At 51.6% G+C, this 20,830-nt stretch carries 16 protein-coding genes; 6 read left to right on the forward strand and 10 right to left on the reverse strand.

From position 1 onward, the window contains the following. Positions 1-50: 50 nt before the first annotated feature. The 3 genes from ACINK7_RS01155 to ACINK7_RS01165 form a co-directional block, all read right to left on the reverse strand. A complete protein-coding gene (locus tag ACINK7_RS01155) occupies positions 51-2,969 on the reverse strand; it encodes a UvrD-helicase domain-containing protein (protein WP_404359262.1) in 2,919 nt (972 codons plus the stop codon). A 30-nt stretch (positions 2,970-2,999) separates the two neighbouring features. Further along, positions 3,000-3,242: a DUF6868 family protein gene (locus tag ACINK7_RS01160; protein ID WP_404359264.1), complete on the reverse strand. Its 243-nt coding sequence runs from the start codon at positions 3,240-3,242 to the stop codon at positions 3,000-3,002. A 153-nt stretch (positions 3,243-3,395) separates the two neighbouring features. Continuing rightward, positions 3,396-3,908 (reverse strand): hypothetical protein, encoded by a 513-nt coding sequence (locus ACINK7_RS01165; RefSeq protein ID WP_404359266.1) that lies wholly within the window; start codon positions 3,906-3,908, stop codon positions 3,396-3,398. A gap of 677 nt (positions 3,909-4,585) precedes the next feature. Between ACINK7_RS01165 and ACINK7_RS01170 the strand changes: the two genes are divergently transcribed. Further along, positions 4,586-5,392, forward strand: coding sequence for an alpha/beta hydrolase (locus ACINK7_RS01170; RefSeq protein WP_404359268.1), 807 nt, complete (start codon positions 4,586-4,588; stop codon positions 5,390-5,392). Between the two features lie 176 nt (positions 5,393-5,568). Here the strand turns inward: ACINK7_RS01170 and ACINK7_RS01175 are convergent, their stop codons facing one another. After that, positions 5,569-6,285, reverse strand: coding sequence for a TIGR02281 family clan AA aspartic protease (locus tag ACINK7_RS01175; protein ID WP_404359270.1), 717 nt, complete (start codon positions 6,283-6,285; stop codon positions 5,569-5,571). A 218-nt stretch (positions 6,286-6,503) separates the two neighbouring features. Between ACINK7_RS01175 and ACINK7_RS01180 the strand changes: the two genes are divergently transcribed. Continuing rightward, complete coding sequence (locus tag ACINK7_RS01180; RefSeq protein WP_404359272.1) at positions 6,504-8,672, forward strand: sodium-translocating pyrophosphatase; 2,169 nt, start codon at positions 6,504-6,506, stop codon at positions 8,670-8,672. 130 nt (positions 8,673-8,802) lie between these two features. Here the strand turns inward: ACINK7_RS01180 and ACINK7_RS01185 are convergent, their stop codons facing one another. The 5 genes from ACINK7_RS01185 to ACINK7_RS01205 form a co-directional block, all read right to left on the reverse strand. Beyond that, positions 8,803-9,015, reverse strand: a complete 213-nt coding sequence (locus ACINK7_RS01185; RefSeq protein WP_404359274.1) for a formate dehydrogenase subunit delta — start codon at positions 9,013-9,015, stop codon at positions 8,803-8,805. A gap of 160 nt (positions 9,016-9,175) precedes the next feature. Beyond that, positions 9,176-10,033: a formate dehydrogenase accessory sulfurtransferase FdhD gene (gene fdhD / locus ACINK7_RS01190; protein ID WP_404359276.1), complete on the reverse strand. Its 858-nt coding sequence runs from the start codon at positions 10,031-10,033 to the stop codon at positions 9,176-9,178. Beyond that, positions 10,026-12,881 carry a formate dehydrogenase subunit alpha gene (gene fdhF / locus ACINK7_RS01195; RefSeq protein ID WP_404359278.1) on the reverse strand — a complete coding sequence of 952 codons (2,856 nt, stop codon included), beginning with the start codon at positions 12,879-12,881 and terminating at the stop codon, positions 10,026-10,028. Before fdhF ends, fdhD begins: the two co-directional genes overlap by 8 nt. Before the next feature lie 19 nt (positions 12,882-12,900). Continuing rightward, a complete protein-coding gene (locus ACINK7_RS01200; RefSeq protein ID WP_404359280.1) occupies positions 12,901-14,454 on the reverse strand; it encodes a formate dehydrogenase beta subunit in 1,554 nt (517 codons plus the stop codon). Continuing rightward, entirely contained in the window at positions 14,451-14,927 is a 477-nt protein-coding gene (locus ACINK7_RS01205) for a formate dehydrogenase subunit gamma (RefSeq protein WP_404359282.1), read from the reverse strand. The genes ACINK7_RS01200 and ACINK7_RS01205 overlap by 4 nt, the downstream gene beginning before the upstream one ends. Before the next feature lie 313 nt (positions 14,928-15,240). Here ACINK7_RS01205 and ACINK7_RS01210 point away from each other — a divergent pair, with 313 nt between their 5' ends. The 4 genes from ACINK7_RS01210 (at position 15,241) to ACINK7_RS01225 (ending at position 20,152) form a co-directional block, all read left to right on the forward strand. Further along, a complete protein-coding gene (locus ACINK7_RS01210; protein ID WP_404359284.1) occupies positions 15,241-16,119 on the forward strand; it encodes a substrate-binding domain-containing protein in 879 nt (292 codons plus the stop codon). A 678-nt stretch (positions 16,120-16,797) separates the two neighbouring features. Continuing rightward, complete coding sequence (locus tag ACINK7_RS01215; RefSeq protein WP_404359286.1) at positions 16,798-17,547, forward strand: hypothetical protein; 750 nt, start codon at positions 16,798-16,800, stop codon at positions 17,545-17,547. Then, positions 17,489-18,079, forward strand: a complete 591-nt coding sequence (locus tag ACINK7_RS01220) for a hypothetical protein (RefSeq protein ID WP_404359288.1) — start codon at positions 17,489-17,491, stop codon at positions 18,077-18,079. The genes ACINK7_RS01215 and ACINK7_RS01220 overlap by 59 nt, the downstream gene beginning before the upstream one ends. Positions 18,080-18,103: 24 nt before the next feature. After that, complete coding sequence (locus tag ACINK7_RS01225) at positions 18,104-20,152, forward strand: TonB-dependent receptor plug domain-containing protein (protein WP_404359290.1); 2,049 nt, start codon at positions 18,104-18,106, stop codon at positions 20,150-20,152. A 181-nt stretch (positions 20,153-20,333) separates the two neighbouring features. Here ACINK7_RS01225 and ACINK7_RS01230 read toward each other — a convergent pair whose 3' ends face one another. After that, positions 20,334-20,684: a hypothetical protein gene (locus ACINK7_RS01230; protein ID WP_125217407.1), complete on the reverse strand. Its 351-nt coding sequence runs from the start codon at positions 20,682-20,684 to the stop codon at positions 20,334-20,336. Positions 20,685-20,830 lie beyond the last annotated feature (146 nt).

Here is a 20,830-nt window from a genome sequence, read left to right on the forward strand (position 1 = left end):
TCTTATTCTTCATGATCTTCATGGTGAAATGCTTTTCCTAGGATTATTCACTAAGAAGCGAGTGTTTTAGCGCCCTTCAGGTCGATAAATTGCTCGGTATGATTGCAGGAAAATTCAGCATTCTTCCGGAAATGCGAGCAACCCCAGAACTGTCCGTAAGGGCCTTTTCTCAAGCTGAGTTTGCCGCCGCATTTAGGGCAAACCGGCTCGATATGACCGCAGAGCCGGTTTTCGCAGATCCGGAATTGGCCCTGTTGGCGTAAACCGCCGCCGCATTCAGGACAGGGCGATTCGATGTGCGTGCATAGCGGATACTGATTGCATCCGAAAAAACGGCCATGCCGGCTATCTTTCTGCACCAGGTAGCCGGTCTCGCATTCGCTGCAGGGAATATCGGCCATCTTCTCCTGAAAACCTTCGCCGATAAATTCGTCAACGCGAACTTCATAACGCTGATCGACCAGTTCGCGGATAAAATCGGACGCCTTATCGGTATTGCTGACCAGATAGACATGATGCCGGGCACGGGTCAGCGCGACATAAAACAAACGCCTTTCCTCGGCATGGTCGAACGTTTCGGCATTCGGTAGTAATAACTCCACTAACGGATGGGTCTTTTTTTCTGACGGAAAACCGTTTTTGCCTTTTTCCAACCCAAGTACGATCACATAATCGGCTTCCTTGCCTTTTGATGCGTGTACCGTCATGAATTGAATGGCAAGTTTGGGATACTGCCTCTTAAAGCTCGACAAATCCGGTTTTCTAAAATTGAACCGGGCTAAGATCAACACGCTGGCATGCGCCGCGGTCTTGGCATTAATTGCCGATAATGTCGCATTCAGGCCGACCGGATCGAGCCGGGCTCGGATGAGCGAGACGGCCGCTTGTTCGATGACGGTATGGCTTTCGATTCGCTTGGCGATTTGCGTTGGGTTTTGCATGACAAAACGGGACGCCACCGCACCGATTTGATTATTGAAACGAAAGGTTTGATCCAGAATGCTCAAGGCAGTATCGCCGAAATGTTCCTCGAATTCCTGGGTGATCGTGACATCGCTGCCGGTAAAACGGTAAATCGATTGCCAATCGTCGCCGACGCAAAACAGGCTGTGGTTCGGGTTATGATTTAGCAAAGCCTTGATCAGTCGGGCGCGACTGGCCGATATGTCTTGGAATTCATCGACCAGAATATGCGTGTACGGCGACCGGAAGCGTCCGGCTTCGACATAGTCGATTGCACGACCGATCATATCTTCGAAGTCAATCGTATCGGTGTCGCGCAAATATTGTTGATAGGCTTCGTAAATGGGCTCAAACAAAAAAGCCGCCGCGTGCATGCGTTCATGATCTTCATGTTGCTTAGTCAGCGTGACCAGGCTTTTGATATTCAAATAGGCGGCTTTAAACAGCGCCAGCATCTGAGCCAACAATTGACCCAGTTGCGAAATATGGCCGAATTGATGCAATTGCTGAAGTAACTCATTGTTGGGCAGCGGATCGAGAACCACACCCGCCTGCTTCAGTTGCTGTTCCAGCGATTGCGTCAAAATGCCTTGTTGCTTCTGGTAACTGTAGGTTTCGATCAGCGTGGTCCGATGTTTTCGATGCAAGGCCCGTTTCCACGCCATTGCTTCCAAATAGCTTTGCCGGTCGATAAACGGCGGCGTTTGCTGATGTTCGTCGATAGCGAAATGTTCGATATAGATACCGTAATCGGATAGGTAAAAATCAGGTTGATAAACGCGATAATCCGGTCCCGAGGTATTGACCTGGTAATTAGCCTCATAGCGGTAGGCGATACGCTGCCGGTACAGAAAATTGGCGATTTCGCATTCTTCGTAGCTTTTGACCAATTCGCCCTGCAGCGTGCGGATGTCGTTTTCGAGAATGTAACGGTTATATTCGCCGAGACTTCTGAACTTGAAGGCGCTTCGATAGGGATGGCTGAAGTGCAAGAAATAAGTCACCAATCGAGACTGGTACTGATCGTCTTGCAGTAATCGTTGGATTTGTTCGTCGACAAACCGGGTGCGAAGATGTTCGTCCTCGGCCATTTTGTCGATGGTCGGCGCAACGCCTTCAACCTGGGCGATGATATGTTTGCCCAGGCTGTGAAAGGTTTTTACGGTCAGCGTATCGATGCGAAGTTTGGCTTGTATTCGCTGTTCCATTTCCTCGGCCGCTTTGCGGGCAAAGGCCAACATCAGGATTTGTTCCGGCTTTGCTAGTCCTGCGTTGATTAAATATCCGGCACGCCCGATCATTGTACTGGTTTTGCCGGTGCCTGCGCCGGCCAAGACTAGATTGTGCTGTTCGTCGATCACGCAGGCGCGGCGCTGATTGGCTGTTAACGGATTGCTCTCCACTCCGTCAAAAAAGGGCTTGAAGGTCTCGATTTGGCGTTCGACATAGGTTTCATTCAAACGCTCGATCGCATCATATCCATGGTTTAACAAAGGCCGTATGAATGGCAAGGCTTGTGCCGCATCAGGCGGCAAAAAACGTTGTATATTTTTGCGCTGAATACCTTTGACCAAGTCCCGATAAGTCTTTAGCCATTGCCGGACGGCAATTCGACGCACATAGCGATCTCCGGAAAACCATGAGCGCGCCTGTTGATAAGCGCTTTCTATTTCCGGAACCAGGCGTTGATAAAAATCGTGGAGATATTGGCGGTTGGCTTGCTGCAATTCGGTTTGCAAGCTTTTCGATCGTTTTTTAGCGATGCCGCCCATGCGCACGGTCTCGCTGTTCTCCAGATGAAATGCCAGTACATCCCAGAAGTAGCCTGTTTCCAAGACGATGCCGCTGCCGATCGCCAGATGAGCAATTCGGATATGTGTTTCGTCTTTATGCAAGATTATGCCATCTTCGGCTAAAGACAACTGGTCATGATTGGCATGCGAGGCGAATACTGAGGCCAAGCGGCTGATTCGGTAGAGGAATGATGTTTTCAACGAAGTATTCAAGGACAATCCTTTGCCTGTGTCTTCGTGCTCTTATGCGACGATATGCAAGGCAATATAAGGCACGAGATTAAACAGAATGATGCCGATTTTGTAAAGCGCCATGCCTGCGTAATGTATGGCGTCGAATTGTTCCACCGGCAAACGAAACCAGTGCCCGTGTAATCGATACATCCATTCGTGAGCTGAGATAAATAGCAGTCCCCATAAAAGCAGCACGCTGAAATTGATTATGGAACACCATAAAAGGATTTCACGTATCAGTTCAATGTTCATGGGCGAGTCTCCTATGATGGTTAAGGGGAAATAATAACAACTCGATGACTCTTTTTGCCGACATTCTTGCCAATCACCAAGCTATTTTTAGACTTTTTTCGAACTCAGCAATAATCGATCAAAGTATGGATATGTTCGAATCTTGAGATGAAATTAGAGTTCCATAACTAGCAACGGTATACCGTAACTGGCAAGAAAGTAGGCAATTGCCGAAATAACGCTTGGCGTTGCGTTGTACAAAAAGACTTGCCGGAAAATATAACTGATAACTGAAATATACCAAATGACTAAAAACACGCCGATCCCGATTGATATTTCTTCTTGATATTCAACATGTTTCATTACCATAAAAACATCCAGCACTTCAGCGGCAATCGCCAAGGTGATGATAAAGTTTTCGCAGACAAAGATGGCTGTGAAGACTTGTTTAAAATATTGCCATTTCTTCATTATCAGCAAAAAAACGGTAATAAATGAAAAAGCCATAATGGTCCTCATCAAAACTTCCAAAGTACCGCTGACAGGATCGGAAATAAGCCCCTCGACGATCATGCCTGAAACAAGATAGAACCCCAAATTCTTCGCTACGAACGATGGTCCGGGAATTAAATTTATAGGATTATTTCGGAACAAACAAAGCCAAAGATAATTGAGTAATAAGTTCATCGAGAGTTTATTGAGGTTAAAAAAAATAGGGCAGGCCAACTAAAAATAACCGATTTTTTTGTTTTTGACTTTCTGCTTTTGCTATTTGGTTAATTAAAGAAAGATCAAAAAGGCTCATTTTCCCACGGATTACAGTAAATGTAAGCATTCAATCCCCCTCTTTTTCATAGAGGGGGATTGAATGCTTAGGATTTGGGCATAAATAACGTCCCTATTTTTGGAGGGTTCGGTAACTCGATTGGCAGGTGTCGGTGGCAGGGCAGATTTTTGCTCCTGCAAAATCTGCATTCACGCCATCCATGGCGTTTGCAGATTTTTGCTCCTCGGCAACTGCTCCTGCGTTGCTCTACCTCCTGCATCTCCTAAAGCGCCTACTGTTGATGCCCTAATACACGCCATCCTTGGCAATCAGGCCCCGCCTTCAAGCCACGGATGTATTCACCCAGTACCTAAATAAGCCATGGTAGTGAATCATTGCCAATGACCTATAGAATTTAGGTGTTGGGTTCATGGCGTCTCGCCAGGCGAGTTACCGGACCCTCGACAAAGGTCATAACTCCAGGAAGTTATTTTTCGCGAAATCCTTACTTCCTTTCAGAAAACCGAAAATGTGGCCGCGTGAAGGATATGATAAGTTATGAGCGCCAAAGGGTATTTTTTAACGATGCGACTTGATTATGGTCATTAAACGAATGCTTTCGATACTGTTACCTTATTTGTTGTTTCTTCTAGCTTTATTTATATGGCAACGAAACCTGATTTATTTTCCCGGGAAGCAGACATTAGGGAGGCAGCAAGAGTTGGCTGAACGGTTGAATCTGGAACTTTGGCCGGCAAAAGAAAATTATCTTGGATTGATGTCTAAATCGAACATGAGAGGCGGTAAAGGAACGGTTATCGTTTTTCACGGTAATGCGGGAAGCGCGATCAATCGGGTTTATTACTTCAATGCATTGGCGAGGCTGGGGTACCGGGTTATTGTTGCCGAATATCCGGGGTATGGCGCAAGATTAGGCGCGCCATCGGAATCGGTATTGATAAGCGACGGCATCGCCATCGTAACACAAGCACGGGACGATTTCGGCGATCCCATTTTTCTTTGGGGTGAGTCGCTGGGCAGCGGTGTTGTCGGGGGAATCGTGCATTCCAGACAAGTCCCGATTAAAGGCATTGTACTGATGACGCCTTTCGATAGCATGGCTAACGTTGCGCAACACCATTACTGGTTTTTCCTGGCCAAATGGCTGATTCGCGACCGGTTCGACAATCTCAAGTACTTGAACGGCTACAGCGGCAATACGGCCATGGTGATTGCTGAAGACGACCAAATCATTCCTAATCGCTATAGCTTGAATTTATATGAATCGCTTCAATACCATAAACGGCTGTGGTCGTTTAAAAATGCCGATCACAACAGTTTGCCGCTGGCTCCGGAACTGCCGTGGTGGCAGGAAGTGATGCACTTTATCGACGAACAAAATTAATCCTAAATTCGGCAGTACAACCATGAAGTACATGAAGTTCATAAAGTATTTCAGGAGATTACCTAAACATTCTCGCTAACCTTTTGGGTGAACGAAAGATCTATACAAACTCATAAGAAGTTATTGAATTAACTTCCTATTCTTCATGATCTTCATGGTGAAATGCTTTTTCTAGGTTAATAGGGGTTTAAAATAATTTGATTGCGCGCATCGTCGAACGTCATTTGGAATCGCCCTAAAAAGCTCATACCCAGCAAGCCGCTCGATTGTAATTTATCGTCTGCAATGAAACTCACATCCACGTTATCGGCTTGAGCTTTGCCGATAACGACCGATTTAAGCTTGCCTTGCATAATTTCGACTCTGCCATTCGCGGTTTCGCTGTACCCGGGTTGTAAGTTTCTGTCGGTAAAACCTAATGCGGATTGAAGCGAGGCGGGTAACACTAGAGTGGTTGCGCCGGTATCGATCAGCATATTGGCTTTCAGTTTAGTGCCGTAAGGTCCTGATAATTCGGCCTTTACCAAATGATGCGAATCGCTGCGGGTGGTTTTTATGGCATAACTGGCGTCGGTCTTAGGCTTTTCAACAACTGCAGGAGGCGGCGTGTTGTCATAGCGCTTGATGCTGGTGATAATGATTTTTTCTATATCTCCTTGCTTGTTGGATAATTGAACAAAGTTATAATCACTTAGCAGTCGTTTTAATTGTTGATCCGGTGTGCCGCTAAGACGAAGGGGAGGGCCGTCTTGGACTAAGTGTAAATTCTTTATTGTTATGCCCTGTGCATGAATGAGTTGTTCGAGTTGAGTTTTAAGGCTATCGGCTTGTGAAATGCCGATCGTTAACATCAACGCTAACAGGGTGGCAATGATCGAGTTTTTTCCGGACATAGAGTGCCGCCAGTAAGGTGCTTAAAAAAATTTGAGCCTAAAAGCCGCGTCCGGGTTTCACAAATAACCAATTTTAACAAGACAAGTGTTGACAGGCGCGGCAAAACAACGTTGGATTGTAAGGGTTCGTCTCAAAAAAATCATTAAGTCGCTTTTTATGCCCTATCAAAAAGCGTCGATGTCATAAACCATTAATAACTAAAACAAGGCAAACATCGATGAATACAGGACAGTTAATTACTTATTTCACCCCGGTTTTCGGGTTATTAGCGCTATTTTTTATCATTAAACGTTCGGCATGGGTTAACAAACAGGATGCCGGTAATGAACGAATGACACGGATCGCAGGCTTCATCGAAGATGGCGCCATGGCCTTTCTCAAGGCGGAATACCGGGTTTTATCTATTTTTGTCGTTCTAGTCGCTATTTTGTTGGGTTGGATGGGCTCTTTGTCTGACGATTCATCTTGGATGATTGCATTATCATTCATATTAGGCGCGTTTTGTTCCGGATTTGCCGGTTTTTTAGGCATGCGTATTGCCACCAAAGCTAATGTCAGAACGACGCAAGCGGCCAGAACGAATATCGGTAGCGCATTGCGGGTGGCCTTTGCCGGTGGTTCGGTGATGGGCATGTGCGTTGTCGGCCTCGGCGTGTTGGGGCTCAGTTTGTTGCTAATCGTGTTTTCTTCGTTGGGATGGGAAATGGGCCGCATCGTCACGGTGATTACCGGCTTTTCGTTCGGTGCGTCTTCGATTGCTTTGTTTGCCAGGGTCGGCGGCGGCATATACACCAAAGCGGCCGATGTCGGCGCGGACTTGGTCGGAAAGGTCGAGGCCGGCATTCCCGAGGATCATCCGCTGAATCCTGCGACGATCGCCGATAATGTCGGCGATAATGTCGGCGATGTTGCCGGAATGGGTGCCGATCTTTTCGAATCCTATGTCGGCTCGATTATCGGCACCATGGTGCTGGGCGCGGTATTGATCGGAACAGCCGGATTCGAGGCAGATAACGAATTCGGCGGATTAAACGCCGTGTTGTTGCCTTTGGTGCTAGCAGCTGTGGGTATCGTGACATCGATTATTGGGACATGGTTCGTGCGCATCAAAGAGGGCGGCAATCCGCAAAAAGCATTGAATCGCGGCGAACTGGTCTCGGCAGTATTCATGCTTTTGGCAACCTATGGAATCACTCAATGGATGTTGCCGGAATCCTGGCAAACCGGCTCGGGTGTTTACACGTCGTTGGGCGTGTTCATTGCTATTATTATCGGCTTGGTTTCAGGGCTGGCGATAGGCGCGATTACCGAATTTTATACCGGAACCGGAACCCGCCCGGTAAGAGGCATCGTCGAGCAATCGCTTACCGGGTCCGCGACCAATATTATTGCCGGAGTCGGAGTAGGCATGCAGTCGACTGCAGTGCCGATTATTATTATTGCCACCGCTATTATCGGTGCTTATGAATTCGCCGGTCTATACGGCATTGCCATAGCGGCGGTGGGAATGTTGTCCAATACCGGTATTCAATTGGCGGTCGATGCTTATGGGCCCATCTCCGATAATGCCGGCGGTATCGCCGAAATGGCGGCCTTACCGAAAGACGTGAGAGAGCGGACCGATAAGCTTGACGCCGTCGGTAATACCACCGCTGCAATCGGGAAGGGATTTGCGATCGGTTCGGCCGCACTGACCGCGCTGGCATTGTTTGCCGCCTTCATGACCACCGCCAACATTTCCAGTATCGATATTTCCAAGCCGTATGTGATGGGCGGTTTATTTTTGGGCGGCATGCTGCCGTTTCTATTTTCATCGCTGGCGATGGCGGCTGTCGGAAGAGCGGCGATGGATATGATCCAAGAAGTGAGACGACAGTTTGCCTCTATCCCTGAGTTGAAGGCGGCGCTCGAAGTCATGCGTCACAACGAAGGGAAGGAACTGGATCAATGGAGCGAGGCCGATCAGTTGGTTTTCAATAATGCGGACGGCAAAGCGGAATACAGTCAATGCGTCGCGATTTCAACACGGGCCTCGCTCAGGGAAATGGTGTTTCCCGGATTGCTGGCCGTCATTTCGCCGGTTGTCGTGGGATTCGGCGGCGGTGCTGAAATGTTGGGCGGCTTACTGGCCGGCGTAACGGTAAGCGGGGTGTTGATGGCGATTTTTCAATCCAATGCCGGCGGCGCTTGGGACAATGCCAAGAAAATGATCGAAGCCGGTGTGGAGATTCAGGGACGTACCTATCATAAAGGTTCGGAACCCCATAAAGCGGCGGTAGTCGGCGACACGGTCGGCGACCCGTTCAAGGATACTTCGGGACCTTCGCTGAATATCTTGTTGAAATTGATGTCGGTAGTGGCATTGGTGATCGCGCCGATGTTGTGATGAGTCTAAGACGATTTTGGGCCAAAAATATATCGTTCTACGTGTCCTGCTGATGCCATAAAAGACCGTTCGACCTACAACAGGTTTTAGGCGAACGGTCTATTACTAGGCTCAAGCGCTCTTTTTAGAGTTAGGCTTCTAATTTCATAACGGCCTGCTTGACCGGCTCGGCCAGACCGTCCCCGTCTTTGCGGCAATAATCGATGATTTCGCGGCGCATCCGGGGTTCCCAGGCGCGTAGTAGATGATTTTTGATGCTCTCGACGGCGGCCTCCTTATCAGGGTCCGCATTGAAGAATTCGCCGATCGCATTGGCCATTTTGATGAGTTTTTCTATCTGCATTATTGTCTGCCTCTGTACGCGACAAAATTTTCTTAAAGGATATGATTCATAGGAATTATCGGCTTCCAATTACAACCAAGTTGGAGTAAAAAAGCTTTAGCACTCTTTTCCAACGTCCGATTTTTTTCGTGCTTTCCTTGACTCCGCTAGAGAGTTGATTTCAAACCAAATTGGCTTCACGGTGTATCAGCCGATGCGAATGGCTATAGACGACGTGCCTGTCTTCTCGGGCGAAGCCGATCAGCGTTAGTCCCGTTTCCTCGGCTAACCGTATCGCAAGTCCGGTCGGCGCGGAAATCGCGGCCAACAAACCAATGCCGGCCACGGCGGTTTTTTGGACCATTTCGTAACTGGCCCGGCTCGTAACGATCACAAAACCGTCGGCCGGATTTCTTCCTGTCCTCAATAATGCCCCAATCAGTTTATCCAAGGCATTGTGCCGCCCGACATCCTCACGTATGGTTTGAATGCCCCGGCCAGGCAAGACCCACGCGGCCGCATGCACCGCGCCGGTCAATCGGTTGAGTTGTTGATGCTGCTTCAAATCATCCAATGCCGATAACAATTCGGTAGACGTTACCGAAGCACCGCCCGATACCGGTGCGGGGTGACGGACGGCTTGTTGCAAGGTGCTCGCCCCGCACAAGCCGCAACCGGTCCGCCCGGTCAAGTTGCGGCCTTTATCGGCCATACCTTGGCTGCACTGTTCGGGTATTTTAACGCGTACTTCGATGCCGTCCTTGCGGTTGTAAACCCGTGTGCTCAAAATCTCGGCAGGGTGACCGACAATACCTTCGGTGATGCTGAAGCCGAGCGCGAATTCTTCCAAATTAGTCGGCGTCGCCAGCATTACGACATGCGGCACGCCGTTATAGACCAGCGACACCGGGACTTCTTCGGCGATGTAATCCTGCTGAATGGTTGCACGCCCGTCCTCCCAGCGCTCGACCGGGCTTTGCCGATAACTCGGCCAGCCCAGTTCCCACGCAGATGATTCGGGCGTCGCAAGATCAAGCATGATGTGTGCCTTGCTCCAACAGATCCAATTGTTGCTTCGAAAAGTCGTTGTACTGTTTTTGCCACTCCGAAGGCTGCGTGACTTTCGATACTTGCACTGCGGTGACTTTGTATTCCGGACAATTGGTCGCCCAGTCGGAATTGTCGGTCGTGATCACGTTCGCGCCAGATTCCGGGAAATGGAAAGTCGTATAGACGACGCCCGGCTGCACGCGTTCACTGATCAATGCGCGCAATACCGTCTCGCCGGAACGGCTCTTGATGCCGACCCAATCGCCGTCGACGATGCCGCGATCCTCCGCGTCGTGCGGATGAATTTCCAGCCTATCCTCGGCGTGCCACGCGACGTTTTCGGTACGGCGTGTTTGCGCGCCGACATTGTATTGCGACAGGATGCGGCCGGTGGTCAGGATCAATGGGAACATCCGCGTCGTGCGTTCCTCGGTCGCGACATATTCGGTCAGCATGAACAGTCCTTTGCCGTTCGGGCGCATGAACTCATGTGCATGCATCGTAGGAGTACCCACAGGATTTTCTTCGTTACACGGCCATTGGATACTGCCGAGGCGATCGATTTTTTCGTAGCTGACGCCTGCGAATGTCGGCGTCAGACGCGCAATCTCGTCCATGATCTCGGACGGATGGCTGTAATTCATCGAATAGCCCATCGCATTTGCGAGCAATTGCGTGACTTCCCAGTCTTCGTATCCGGCCAATGGCTTCATGACCTTGCGTACCGGCGAGATGCGGCGTTCTGCATTCGTGAACGTGCCGTTTTTCTCGAGGAACGACGACCCGGGCAGGAACACATGCGCGAACTTGGCCGTTTCGTTCAGGAACAGATCCTGCACGATCACGCATTCCATCGATCTCAAGGCATGATGCACATGCTGAATGTCGGGATCCGATTGCGCGATATCCTCGCCTTCGACGTAGAGCCCCATGAAAGTCCCGTCGGATGCGGCGTCGAACATGTTTGGAATGCGCAAACCCGGCTCGGATTCGAGAATCACGTTCCAGTCTTTCTCGAACAGTTGGCGCGTTTCGTTATCGGAAACATGGCGGTAGCCCGGAAATTCGTGCGGGAACGAGCCCATGTCGCAGGAGCCTTGCACGTTGTTTTGTCCGCGTAATGGATTGACGCCGACGCCTTCGCGTCCGAGATTGCCGGTTGCCATCGCCAGATTCGCGATGCCGATCACAGTCGTCGAGCCTTGGCTGTGCTCAGTCACACCCAAGCCGTAGTAAATCGCACCATTGCCGGCGGAGGCATAAAGACGCGCCGCGGAGCGGATATCGGCCGCAGGAACGCCGGTGATCGTTTCGGTTTGCTCGGGTGCATGACGCAGATCAGCGATGAAAGTTTTCCATTTTGCGAACGCGGCGGTATCGCAGCGCTCTTCAATGAAGGCTTCGTCGATCAGGTTTTCGGTCACGACGACATGGCCGAGCGCATTGATCAGCGCGACGTTAGTGCCCGGGCGCAGCTTCAGATGGTAATCGGCTTTGACATGCGGCGAGTTCTTGACCAGATCAATTTCGCGGGGATCGACGACTATCAATTTCGCGCCTTGACGCAGCCGTTTTTTCATCAACGAACCGAACACCGGATGGCCGTCGGTCGGATTCGCGCCGATGACCATGATCACGTCGGACTTCATCACCGAGTCGAAGTTCTGCGTACCGGACGATTCGCCGAAGGTCTGCTTGAGTCCATAGCCGGTCGGCGAATGACAGACGCGCGCGCAGGTGTCGACGTTGTTGTTGCCGAAGCCTGCGCGAACCAGTTTTTGCACCAGATAAGTCTCTTCGTTCGTGCAGCGCGACGACGTGATGCCGCCGATCGAGCCTTTGCCGTATTTGGCTTGAATGCGCTTCAACTCGGAAGCGGCATAGTTGATCGCCTCTTCCCAGCTGACTTCTTGCCACGGGTCGCTGATGCTTTTGCGGATCATCGGAGTCGTGATGCGATCCTTGTGTGTCGCGTAACCGAACGCGAAACGACCTTTTACGCAGGAATGACCGTGATTGGCCTTGCCGTCCTTGTGAGGCACCATGCGAATCAATTGATCACCTTTCATTTCGGCGCGGAAAGAACAGCCGACGCCGCAATACGCGCAGGTCGTCACGGTGGCATGCTCGGGCGTGCCCTGTTCGATGACTGATTTTTCCATCAAGGTCGCAGTCGGGCAGGCTTGCACGCAAGCGCCGCACGAAACGCACTCGGAATCCATGAATGCCTCGTTTTGACCGGGAGAGACTTTGGAATCGAAGCCGCGTCCGTCTATCGTCAAGGCGAAAGTGCCTTGCGTTTCTTCGCAGGCTCTGACGCAACGCGAGCACACGATGCATTTGGACGGATCGAAACTGAAATAAGGATTGCTTTCATCCTTGACCGCTTGCAAGTGATTCTTTCCTTGCGGGTTGTAGCGTACTTCACGCAAGCCGACCGCGCCGGCCATATCCTGCAGTTCGCAGTCGCCGTTCGCCGAACAGGTCAAGCAATCAAGCGGATGGTCGGAAATATAGAGCTCCATGACGCCTCGGCGTACGTCGGCCAGACGCGGGTTCTGCGTAACGACCTTCATGCCTTCGGCGACCGGCGTCGTGCAAGAGGCCGGCATGCCGCGCGCGCCCTCGATCTGCACGACACACAAGCGGCACGAACCGAACGGTTCGATGCTGTCGGTCGCGCACAGTTTCGGAATGTCGATGCCGATGCCGGCTGCAGCGCGCATTACCGAAGTGCCGGCCGGTGCGGTCACCTGAAATCCGTCGATTTCCAGTGTGATCAGTGTGTCTGCCTCCTTAGCGGGGGTTCCAAAGTCTTGTTCTTTATTCAGGGACATATCAGTACCTCCGGTGGGGTCAAGCCGCGCTGGCCTGTTCGGTTATCCCGAAGTCTTCGGGAAAATGATTCAATGCGCTCAGCACGGGATAGGGCGTCATGCCGCCGAGCGCGCACAATGAACCGTTCAGCAGGGTGTCGCACAGATCGCGTAATAACGGAATGTTTTTATGGAGATCGCGACCGGCGATGATGTCTTTGATGACCTCTTCGCCGCGCGTCGAGCCGATCCGGCACGGCGTGCATTTGCCGCAGGATTCGATCGCGCAAAACTCCATGCTGTAACGTGCCATTTCGGCCATGTCGACGGTGTCGTCGAAAACGACAATGCCGCCGTGGCCGACGACGGCCCAAATCGCCGCAAAGGCTTCATAATCGAGCGGCGTATCGAATTGCGATTCGGGCAGATACGCGCCCAGTGGGCCTCCGACTTGCACCGCCTTGATCGGACGTCCCGATGCCGAACCGCCGCCGTAATCATAGAGCAGTTCGCGCAGGGTCAAGCCGAACGCGAGTTCGACGAGGCCCGGATATTTAATGTTGCCGGCCAATTGAATCGGCAGCGTGCCGCGCGAACGGCCCATGCCGAAATCGCGGTAATACTCGCCGCCCTTGTCGAGAATGATAGGCACCGAGGCCAGTGAAATCACGTTGTTGACGATCGTCGGTTGGCCGAATAAACCGCTAATCGCCGGTAACGGCGGCTTGAATCGGACCAGTCCGCGCTTGCCTTCGAGACTTTCCATCAATGAAGTCTCTTCGCCGCAAACATAGGCGCCGGCGCCCAGACGAACTTCGAGATCGAATTGCTTGCCGCTGCCTTGAATGTTGTCGCCGAGATAACCGGCTTGATAGGCCTTTTCAATCGCGGTATTCAACGCCCTATGCGCATGCGGATATTCGACGCGCAGATAGATGTAACCTTGTGTCGCACCGACCGCGACTCCGGCGATCGTCATGCCTTCGATCAATACGAACGGGTCGTCTTCCATGACCATGCGGTCGGAAAACGTGCCGGAATCGCCTTCGTCGGCATTACAGATGATGTATTTTTGCTCGCTCGGCGTGTTGAGTACGGTGTTCCATTTGATGCCGGTCGGAAACGCCGCGCCGCCTCGGCCGCGTAGACCCGACTCGGTCACCTGTTTGACGATGTCGGCGCCGCTCATCGCCAGCGCGTTTTTCAGGCCGCGATAGCCGTCATTGGCCAGATAATCGTCGATACTTACCGGGTCGGTGAGGCCGATGCGGGCGAAAGTTAGTCGTTGCTGTTTTTTGAAATAAGGGATTTCGGCGATCGGGCCGACATTAAGCGTATGTGCGCCGCCATTCAAGAAATCAGCGTCGAACAGGCCGGGGATGTCTTTTAATTGAACCGGGCCATAACCGATACGACCTTCGGGGGTTTCGACCTCAACCAAGGGTTCCAGCCAGAACATGCCACGAGATCCATTGCGGACCAGCTTGATGTCCAGTCCACGTTGCCGCGCTTCTGTTTCGATTGCAGCAGCGATCTTACCGGCGCCTAGCGCCAATGCACCGGAATCGTTTGGGACATATACGATCACTGTCATGAGAGGGTCTCCATTTCGTTGATGATGCTGTCAAACGATTCATTCGATACGCGTCCGTAGACATCGTTGCCGATCTGCATGCCCGGCGAGCATGAGCACAATCCCAAGCAGTACGCTGGCTCCAGCGAAAATCTGCCATCCGTTGTCGTTTCATGATAGTCGATGCCTAGTTTGGCCTTGACATGTTCTTCGAGTTTCTTAGAACCCATCGCCTGACAGGATTCGGCGCGACACAAATGAATCGTCTGTTTGCCCGGCGGTGTTTCGCGGAAATAATGGTAAAAACTGATCACGCCATGAACTTCGGCGCGGGATAGACGCAATTCGGAAGCGATGACTGGAATACTGTCTGCGGGGATATATCCCAAAGCGTTTTGAATATCGTGCAAAATCGGCAGTAGCGCGCCGGGCTTATCTTTAAGTGCGCTGGTGATTTCCTTGACGATGCTGAGCATGGAAACGGTTTCGGTCATGGGGCCTCACTTTCCGGTTCGAAAGCCGTTGAGTGGCGCTTCGAAATTGAAGTTGGTAGGTTTCAGAGAATATCATGTAATTTTTATTTATCAAAAAACACATAAAAATACATATTTATGCATAAATTGTACGCTTATCAATTATAGGCCTAAAAGCATTATCGTAAAAATCACATTTTTTTGACGTTAAATCAGATTTTCTGATGCAACTCGGTCCAGTCCTGCCAGTTCATACCCTCATTGCGTAACATCGTTAAGCTCGCTATATTGTTGAACCCTTTAGTTTTCCAGCGAGGCTTTCCCTTTGTCCGATATGATGACCGTGCACGAGGTCGCCGATTATTTGCGCGTCAAAGAGCGCAAAATTTACGACCTGATTAACCAAAAACAGATTCCATGTACGCGCGTGACCGGTAAATGGCTGTTCCCGCGGTATCTGATCGATATGTGGTTGATGCAAAATAGCGAATCGGTCTCGCAAGATGCATTGTTGAGAAGCGCGCCCGAGATCGTCGTCGGCAGTCACGACCCGCTACTGGAATGGGCGCTCAGGGAAAGCGGACGACCGATGGCAATGCAAACGACGGGCAGCATGGAAGGCTTGAGCCGCTTTGCGGCCGGCGAAGCGTTGATCTGCGGCATGCATGTGCTCGACACCGTTAGCGGCGAATTCAACACGCAGGCAATCAAGAATGCATTGCCGGATCACGGTGTCGTAGCGATCGAATGGGCTTGGCGGCAACAAGGACTGATCGTCGCGCCGGGCAATCCGCTAGGGTTGCATTCGCTCAAAGACATTACCGATAAAAAAGCGCTGCTGATCGACCGGCAAAGTGGTGCCGGCAGCCGGATTTTGCTCGATCATTTGTTCGAACAGGCGGGAGTCGACAAGATGCTCATCAAGACTACTGATAAGCCTGCGCGTACCGAAATCGACGTCGGCCTGACGATCTCGAGCGGCAAGGCCGATGTTGGCATCGCGGTCGCGTCGGTCGCCCGGCAATTGCGGCTTGATTTCATTCCGTTGACAAAAGAACGTTTCGATCTAGTGATGCGCCGCTTCGACTATTTCGAGCCGCCGATCCAAAATTTGTTGGAACTGATTCGTTCTCCCGCCTTCATCGAAAAAGCCGAAGAGTTGAGCGGTTACGATTTGTCCGGTGCCGGAAAGGTGGTATTGAATCTCAGGTAAATCCTTGCCCCCGATTCTGCTAATCGGACCTGGGAGGTTCAACCTATGCTCCATCCCCTAATCTGAATCACCCTCATCCTTTCTCGAGCAATCGTTCAAGAAAAATTCTGATTAGCAAGTTTCTTCAGCTAAAGCCCAAAGATCCGCATAACCCTTAGCAAGACGGGGTTCGTAAAGCCATGCGCTACAAGCGAAAAACGGCCTCCCACATCACGCTCTTTTCCAAGCTCCAGCTTGGGAAAAACACCCCGGAAGCTCCCCCTTCGACAAGGCTCTCCTGAGCGCAGCCGAAGGGCTCAGGGCAAGAGCTTCCTGAGACCGACACAACCTCCGCTCACTCTCAATCAATCCCGCGACTTGCTCGTTCAATTTTTCTTGATTGTCGCGAAGCTAGAGCTTCCTGAACAGGTTACCCAAGCTGGAGCTTGGGTAACAGCAGATTTTAGTTTTTGCGACTACGACTGGCCCCTGCTTGGACACTTGGTTTCGGCAAGCTGAAGCATCTTGCTAATTAGGAGAAAAATTTGCGCCAAGCTTTCTCGTCCTCGCTCACATTTAGTCACCCTTCGGATTCCTACCCTCAAAATCTGTAAGATTTTTAAGCCCATATTTGTGTGTTAATATGCGTTTTTTACATATATGTCCGTTTTTTACCTTGCTATCGTATAAAAAATACAAATGCACAAAATCGACTTACTGATCGGCATCGACGATACCGATAATCTCGACAGTCGGGGAACCGGGTTTCGGGTGCGCGAATTGGGTAGGTTGCTGACCGAAAATCGAATCGCGCGGGTGTTCGGCATCACGCGTCATCAATTGTTCGTCAGCCCGTTGATTCCTTATACGTCGCATAACAGTTCCGCATGCATGGCGGTTGCCGTCGAATCCAGCGGCTTGGGTGACCTGACAGAATTTTGCCGCGATTACTTGCTGCGCGAATGCGCGGAAGGTTCCGATGCCGGCTTGTGTATTGCACCGGCCGGCGAAGTTGGCGCCGACGTACGAGATTTCGGCCGATGGGCGAAATCCGAAGTGTTCACGCAACAAGACAGCCGTTCGTTGGCGGAGCGTTCCGGCTTTTATCTGGAAGGCTTGACCGGCGATCAGGGCGGCGTGATCGGCGCGTTGGCGGCTGTCGGCTTGCGCGCCGAAGGCAACGACGGGCGTTACATCGGTTTGCGCGGCATGCGCGAATTGGAGCCGGGTGATTATCTTTTGAGCCGGTTGCAGGAATTGACCGATATCGATCGAGTGCAAACCGTCGAAGGTCTGGCAATCAGCGATCCCGATACGATTGTGTCGATGACCGAATGGGCCCGTCCGGTTTTGCTGGGCGGAAAAGCTGTTTTATTGGTGGAGAAAGCGAATGACGATACAAACGATCGGTGGCGGGTTGTCCCTAAATCCGTCATTAAAACCTATTGAATTGAACGCCCGGGCCGGCTTGAAAACGATGGCCTGGCTGCTGGCAGCCGGCGTTTTGGCCGTCGTGCTGCATGAATTGTTTCGCTGGCCGCTCAGAATGCCGGGCCGTCACGGCCTGGAATGGATGGCGATTTTGATTTTCGCCAGGACCGGTTCGACCTATCGTTGGGCCGGGACGGTTACGGCATTCGGCGCGGCATCGGCTTCTTTACTACCGCTTGCAGGCGCTATCGAACCGTTGGCCGCCGCCTCTTATTGGATAACCGGCGTCATCGTCGATCTGCTGTATCGGGCCGACAAGCAGTGGCGGCGCTATGCGTTTTACCTGGCGCTGATTGCGGCTGCCGCGCATTCGGTGCGTCCCGTGCTGAACTGGATCGAACTGTTCTATCTGGGCGTCGAGCATCATTCCTTGACCAGCGGTTTGTGGTATCCGGTATCGACTCACTTCGGCTTCGGTTTTATCGGCGGCTTGGCCGGCGCGGTGCTGGCCGGATTCTCGCAGCGTCGCCACCGCTTTTTTTATCGCTAATTCCAGTCGGCGAGGCTCTTAATCATGGCTCGATCCGTAACACACGAACACTCCGCTAAAATCCGCCTGGCAGGCTGTTCTCTGGCTTTGTTTCTACCGTTGGCATCGGCTTCGGACATAGCCGACGATGAAGTTTACCATTTAGGCGAAATCGTCGTGCGCGGCGAAGACCCGGGCGTCGAAGCGATCGCGACGGTCTACGAACTGAATGCGTTGGATATCGAGCGCAAAGCGGCTAGAACGCTCGACGAAGCGATCGAACTGTTGCCCGGCGTCAATATTCGTACCGGCGCCGACGGCACGCCGCGCATCGATGTCAGAGGTTTCAGAACCCGGCAAGTCAAGCTGCTGATCAACGGCGTACCGTTCAATTCGACGTTCGACGGTCAATTCGATCCGACTATGATCCCGACTGAATCGATCGCCAAAATCAAACTGACTTCCGGCGCTAGTTCGGAGCTCTACGGCGAAGGCGCCGAGGCCGCCGTGATCAACATCATCACGAAAAAAGGCGCCGCAGGTTTTCATGCACAAGCGGCCGGTGAGGTCGGTGATCGCGGCCATCAACGCATCTGGGGTAGCGCGTCCGGCGGCATCGATAACGCCGATTTCAGAGTCAGTCTAAGCCATCAGGACCGCGACGGTTTCCCGTTGTCTCGCGATTTCGTCGGCACGCCGGAGGAAAGCGGCGGCCTTAGAAACAACAGCGACCGGCGCCGTACCAACGTCTACGCCAACGCCGGCTACCGTCCCAACGACGATTGGAGTCTCGGACTTTCGTTCAATCACGCCCAAGGCCAGCACGGCATTCCGTCGAGCGTGATCAACGCCGACGTATTCGCGAACCGCCCACGTTACGAACGGGTCAATGACGAAGCGATTTATGCGTCCCAATTCTCGGTAGCCTATGATCCCGAAGGGCCTTGGTCGTCGAAAAATTGGGCTTATCTAAATATTGTCGACGAGCAGGGCAACCGATACGACGACGCGACGCTGTCGTCGATGAGCAATGATCGCGTCAACGGTACGTTTGATCTAAACAGCTCGACCCGAATCGCCGGCGGCCATACGCAAACCAGCTACGATCATGGCTGGGGTGGGCAACTGACGATCATGGGCGATGCGCGCGAGGAAAGTTGGGAGCAGCAAGGCGTCATTCGCGATGTCAGTCTGTCTGCCGGCGGAGGGGGGGGCGGTGGCGGAGGTGGTGGTGCTTCGCAACGCTTCGGACTGCGCGACGTCGATGAAAACCGAAGCATCGGCGTCGTCTCGACGGCCGCCGAACTGACCTTTTCACCGATCGATAATCTCGGCATAGCATTGGGCTACGGACATCACTGGCTATTTCGGGACGATAACAGCAGCGCGGACGACAGCTCCTTCATTGCCGGTGCGCATTACGACCTGCCGACCGATACGCGTTTGCGCGCGTCGGCGTCGCGCAAAATCAGAGTGCCGTCGATACGCCAACTATACGACGGCGACGGCGGCGACCCGAATCTACGCTTCGAGACATCTTATAATTATGAGGCAGGCATCATGCAACAATTGCCGGGAAGGACTCAAATCGGCGTGACCGGCTTTTTGAACGATGTTGAGAATTTTATCGAACGCGATAATGACGGTTTCTTCCGTAATTTTGCCAAATACGAATTCCAGGGCGTAGAAATCATCGGCGAATCCCGTTTTATCGACGACTTGCTGCTGCGCACCAGTTACACTTATCTCCACAGCCGGGACCGGTCCGACAGCGAAGGCCGCGACGAGTTACAATACCGTCCGAAGCACAAACTGGCGTTCGAGACCGATTATCAGTTCGGTTATGGATTTTCCGGTTATTTGAACGTGATGCATGTCGCCGACGAATATTACTATTCGCGCAATTTACCGCTGCAAAAAGCGCGGCTCGAGGCGTACACTTTATTGAACATGAAACTGAACTATAGTTTTTTCAATAATCAGGCCGCTATTTATGTCGGTGCCGACAACATTCTCGATGCGGACTATCAGGAATCGTATGCGCTACCGCAAGCCGGGCGCTTCGTCTATACCGGCGCGCGGTTGAGTTTTTGACGATCTTCAAGGTATGCAGCATTATTGCTGCATACCTTTTGTTACTACGACAGGCTAATGGGTGACTCCAATCCCTCGCAGGCTGGCGGTTACTGATCGCCAAATGTGGCAAGCAGCCGTCCTAACCGTTAATTTTTGTTCGTGAAGGGGGCTCGAGTCATGCGCCATCTAGACGCCTTGTTTACTGCGTCGATCTGCGTTTTAATTTCCGCATGTAAAAAAAGCCGATTATCGCCCCCCAGACTACTATGAATGCATCGTGGATGATCATCTCTAAACCGAGGCTGTCGATATGGCGAAAGTAATCCATGATGTCGTCGGACACCAGCAATGTCAGCACTAAATACAACGCGGCCTTCAATTTTAGGCGGTGTTTATACCAGACCCAAATCCCCAAAAAAACAAAACCGGCAACCCATCGGACCATGTTATGAACAAACATTTCGATAGTCCAGTCATCGATATGGAAGGCGGTATCCATAAAATATAAAATAATGAGTCCGATAATAACAGTCGGGAGAAGCGTTTTCATAACGTCGGGGGGGAGGCAGGTCTTTGATTTATGATTGTTAATGATTTCACTCACGATAGAATAATGCAATCAAAATTATTGCCTATTTCTTTCAGGGTCTAGCCATGTTGATCTTATCTTTTATAATATTTGTAAGAGTATTTATC

The sequence above is a fragment of the Methylotuvimicrobium sp. KM1 genome (assembly GCF_044788715.1).
Taxonomy (GTDB): domain Bacteria; phylum Pseudomonadota; class Gammaproteobacteria; order Methylococcales; family Methylomonadaceae; genus Methylotuvimicrobium.

Excerpts from the sequence above, each read along its gene's own strand:
- ACINK7_RS01160 (WP_404359264.1), bottom strand. The coding sequence starts at position 3,242 with ATGAACATTGAACTGATACGTGAAATCCTTTTATGGTGTTCCATAATC.
- ACINK7_RS01165 (WP_404359266.1), bottom strand. The coding sequence starts at position 3,908 with ATGAACTTATTACTCAATTATCTTTGGCTTTGTTTGTTCCGAAATAAT.
- ACINK7_RS01170 (WP_404359268.1), top strand. The coding sequence starts at position 4,586 with ATGGTCATTAAACGAATGCTTTCGATACTGTTACCTTATTTGTTGTTT.
- ACINK7_RS01175 (WP_404359270.1), bottom strand. The coding sequence starts at position 6,285 with ATGTCCGGAAAAAACTCGATCATTGCCACCCTGTTAGCGTTGATGTTA.
- ACINK7_RS01180 (WP_404359272.1), top strand. The coding sequence starts at position 6,504 with ATGAATACAGGACAGTTAATTACTTATTTCACCCCGGTTTTCGGGTTA.
- ACINK7_RS01185 (WP_404359274.1), bottom strand. The coding sequence starts at position 9,015 with ATGCAGATAGAAAAACTCATCAAAATGGCCAATGCGATCGGCGAATTC.
- fdhD (WP_404359276.1), bottom strand. The coding sequence starts at position 10,033 with ATGCTTGATCTTGCGACGCCCGAATCATCTGCGTGGGAACTGGGCTGG.
- fdhF (WP_404359278.1), bottom strand. The coding sequence starts at position 12,881 with ATGTCCCTGAATAAAGAACAAGACTTTGGAACCCCCGCTAAGGAGGCA.
- ACINK7_RS01200 (WP_404359280.1), bottom strand. The coding sequence starts at position 14,454 with ATGACAGTGATCGTATATGTCCCAAACGATTCCGGTGCATTGGCGCTA.
- ACINK7_RS01205 (WP_404359282.1), bottom strand. The coding sequence starts at position 14,927 with ATGACCGAAACCGTTTCCATGCTCAGCATCGTCAAGGAAATCACCAGC.
- ACINK7_RS01210 (WP_404359284.1), top strand. The coding sequence starts at position 15,241 with ATGATGACCGTGCACGAGGTCGCCGATTATTTGCGCGTCAAAGAGCGC.
- ACINK7_RS01215 (WP_404359286.1), top strand. The coding sequence starts at position 16,798 with ATGCACAAAATCGACTTACTGATCGGCATCGACGATACCGATAATCTC.
- ACINK7_RS01220 (WP_404359288.1), top strand. The coding sequence starts at position 17,489 with ATGACGATACAAACGATCGGTGGCGGGTTGTCCCTAAATCCGTCATTA.
- ACINK7_RS01225 (WP_404359290.1), top strand. The coding sequence starts at position 18,104 with ATGGCTCGATCCGTAACACACGAACACTCCGCTAAAATCCGCCTGGCA.
- ACINK7_RS01230 (WP_125217407.1), bottom strand. The coding sequence starts at position 20,684 with ATGAAAACGCTTCTCCCGACTGTTATTATCGGACTCATTATTTTATAT.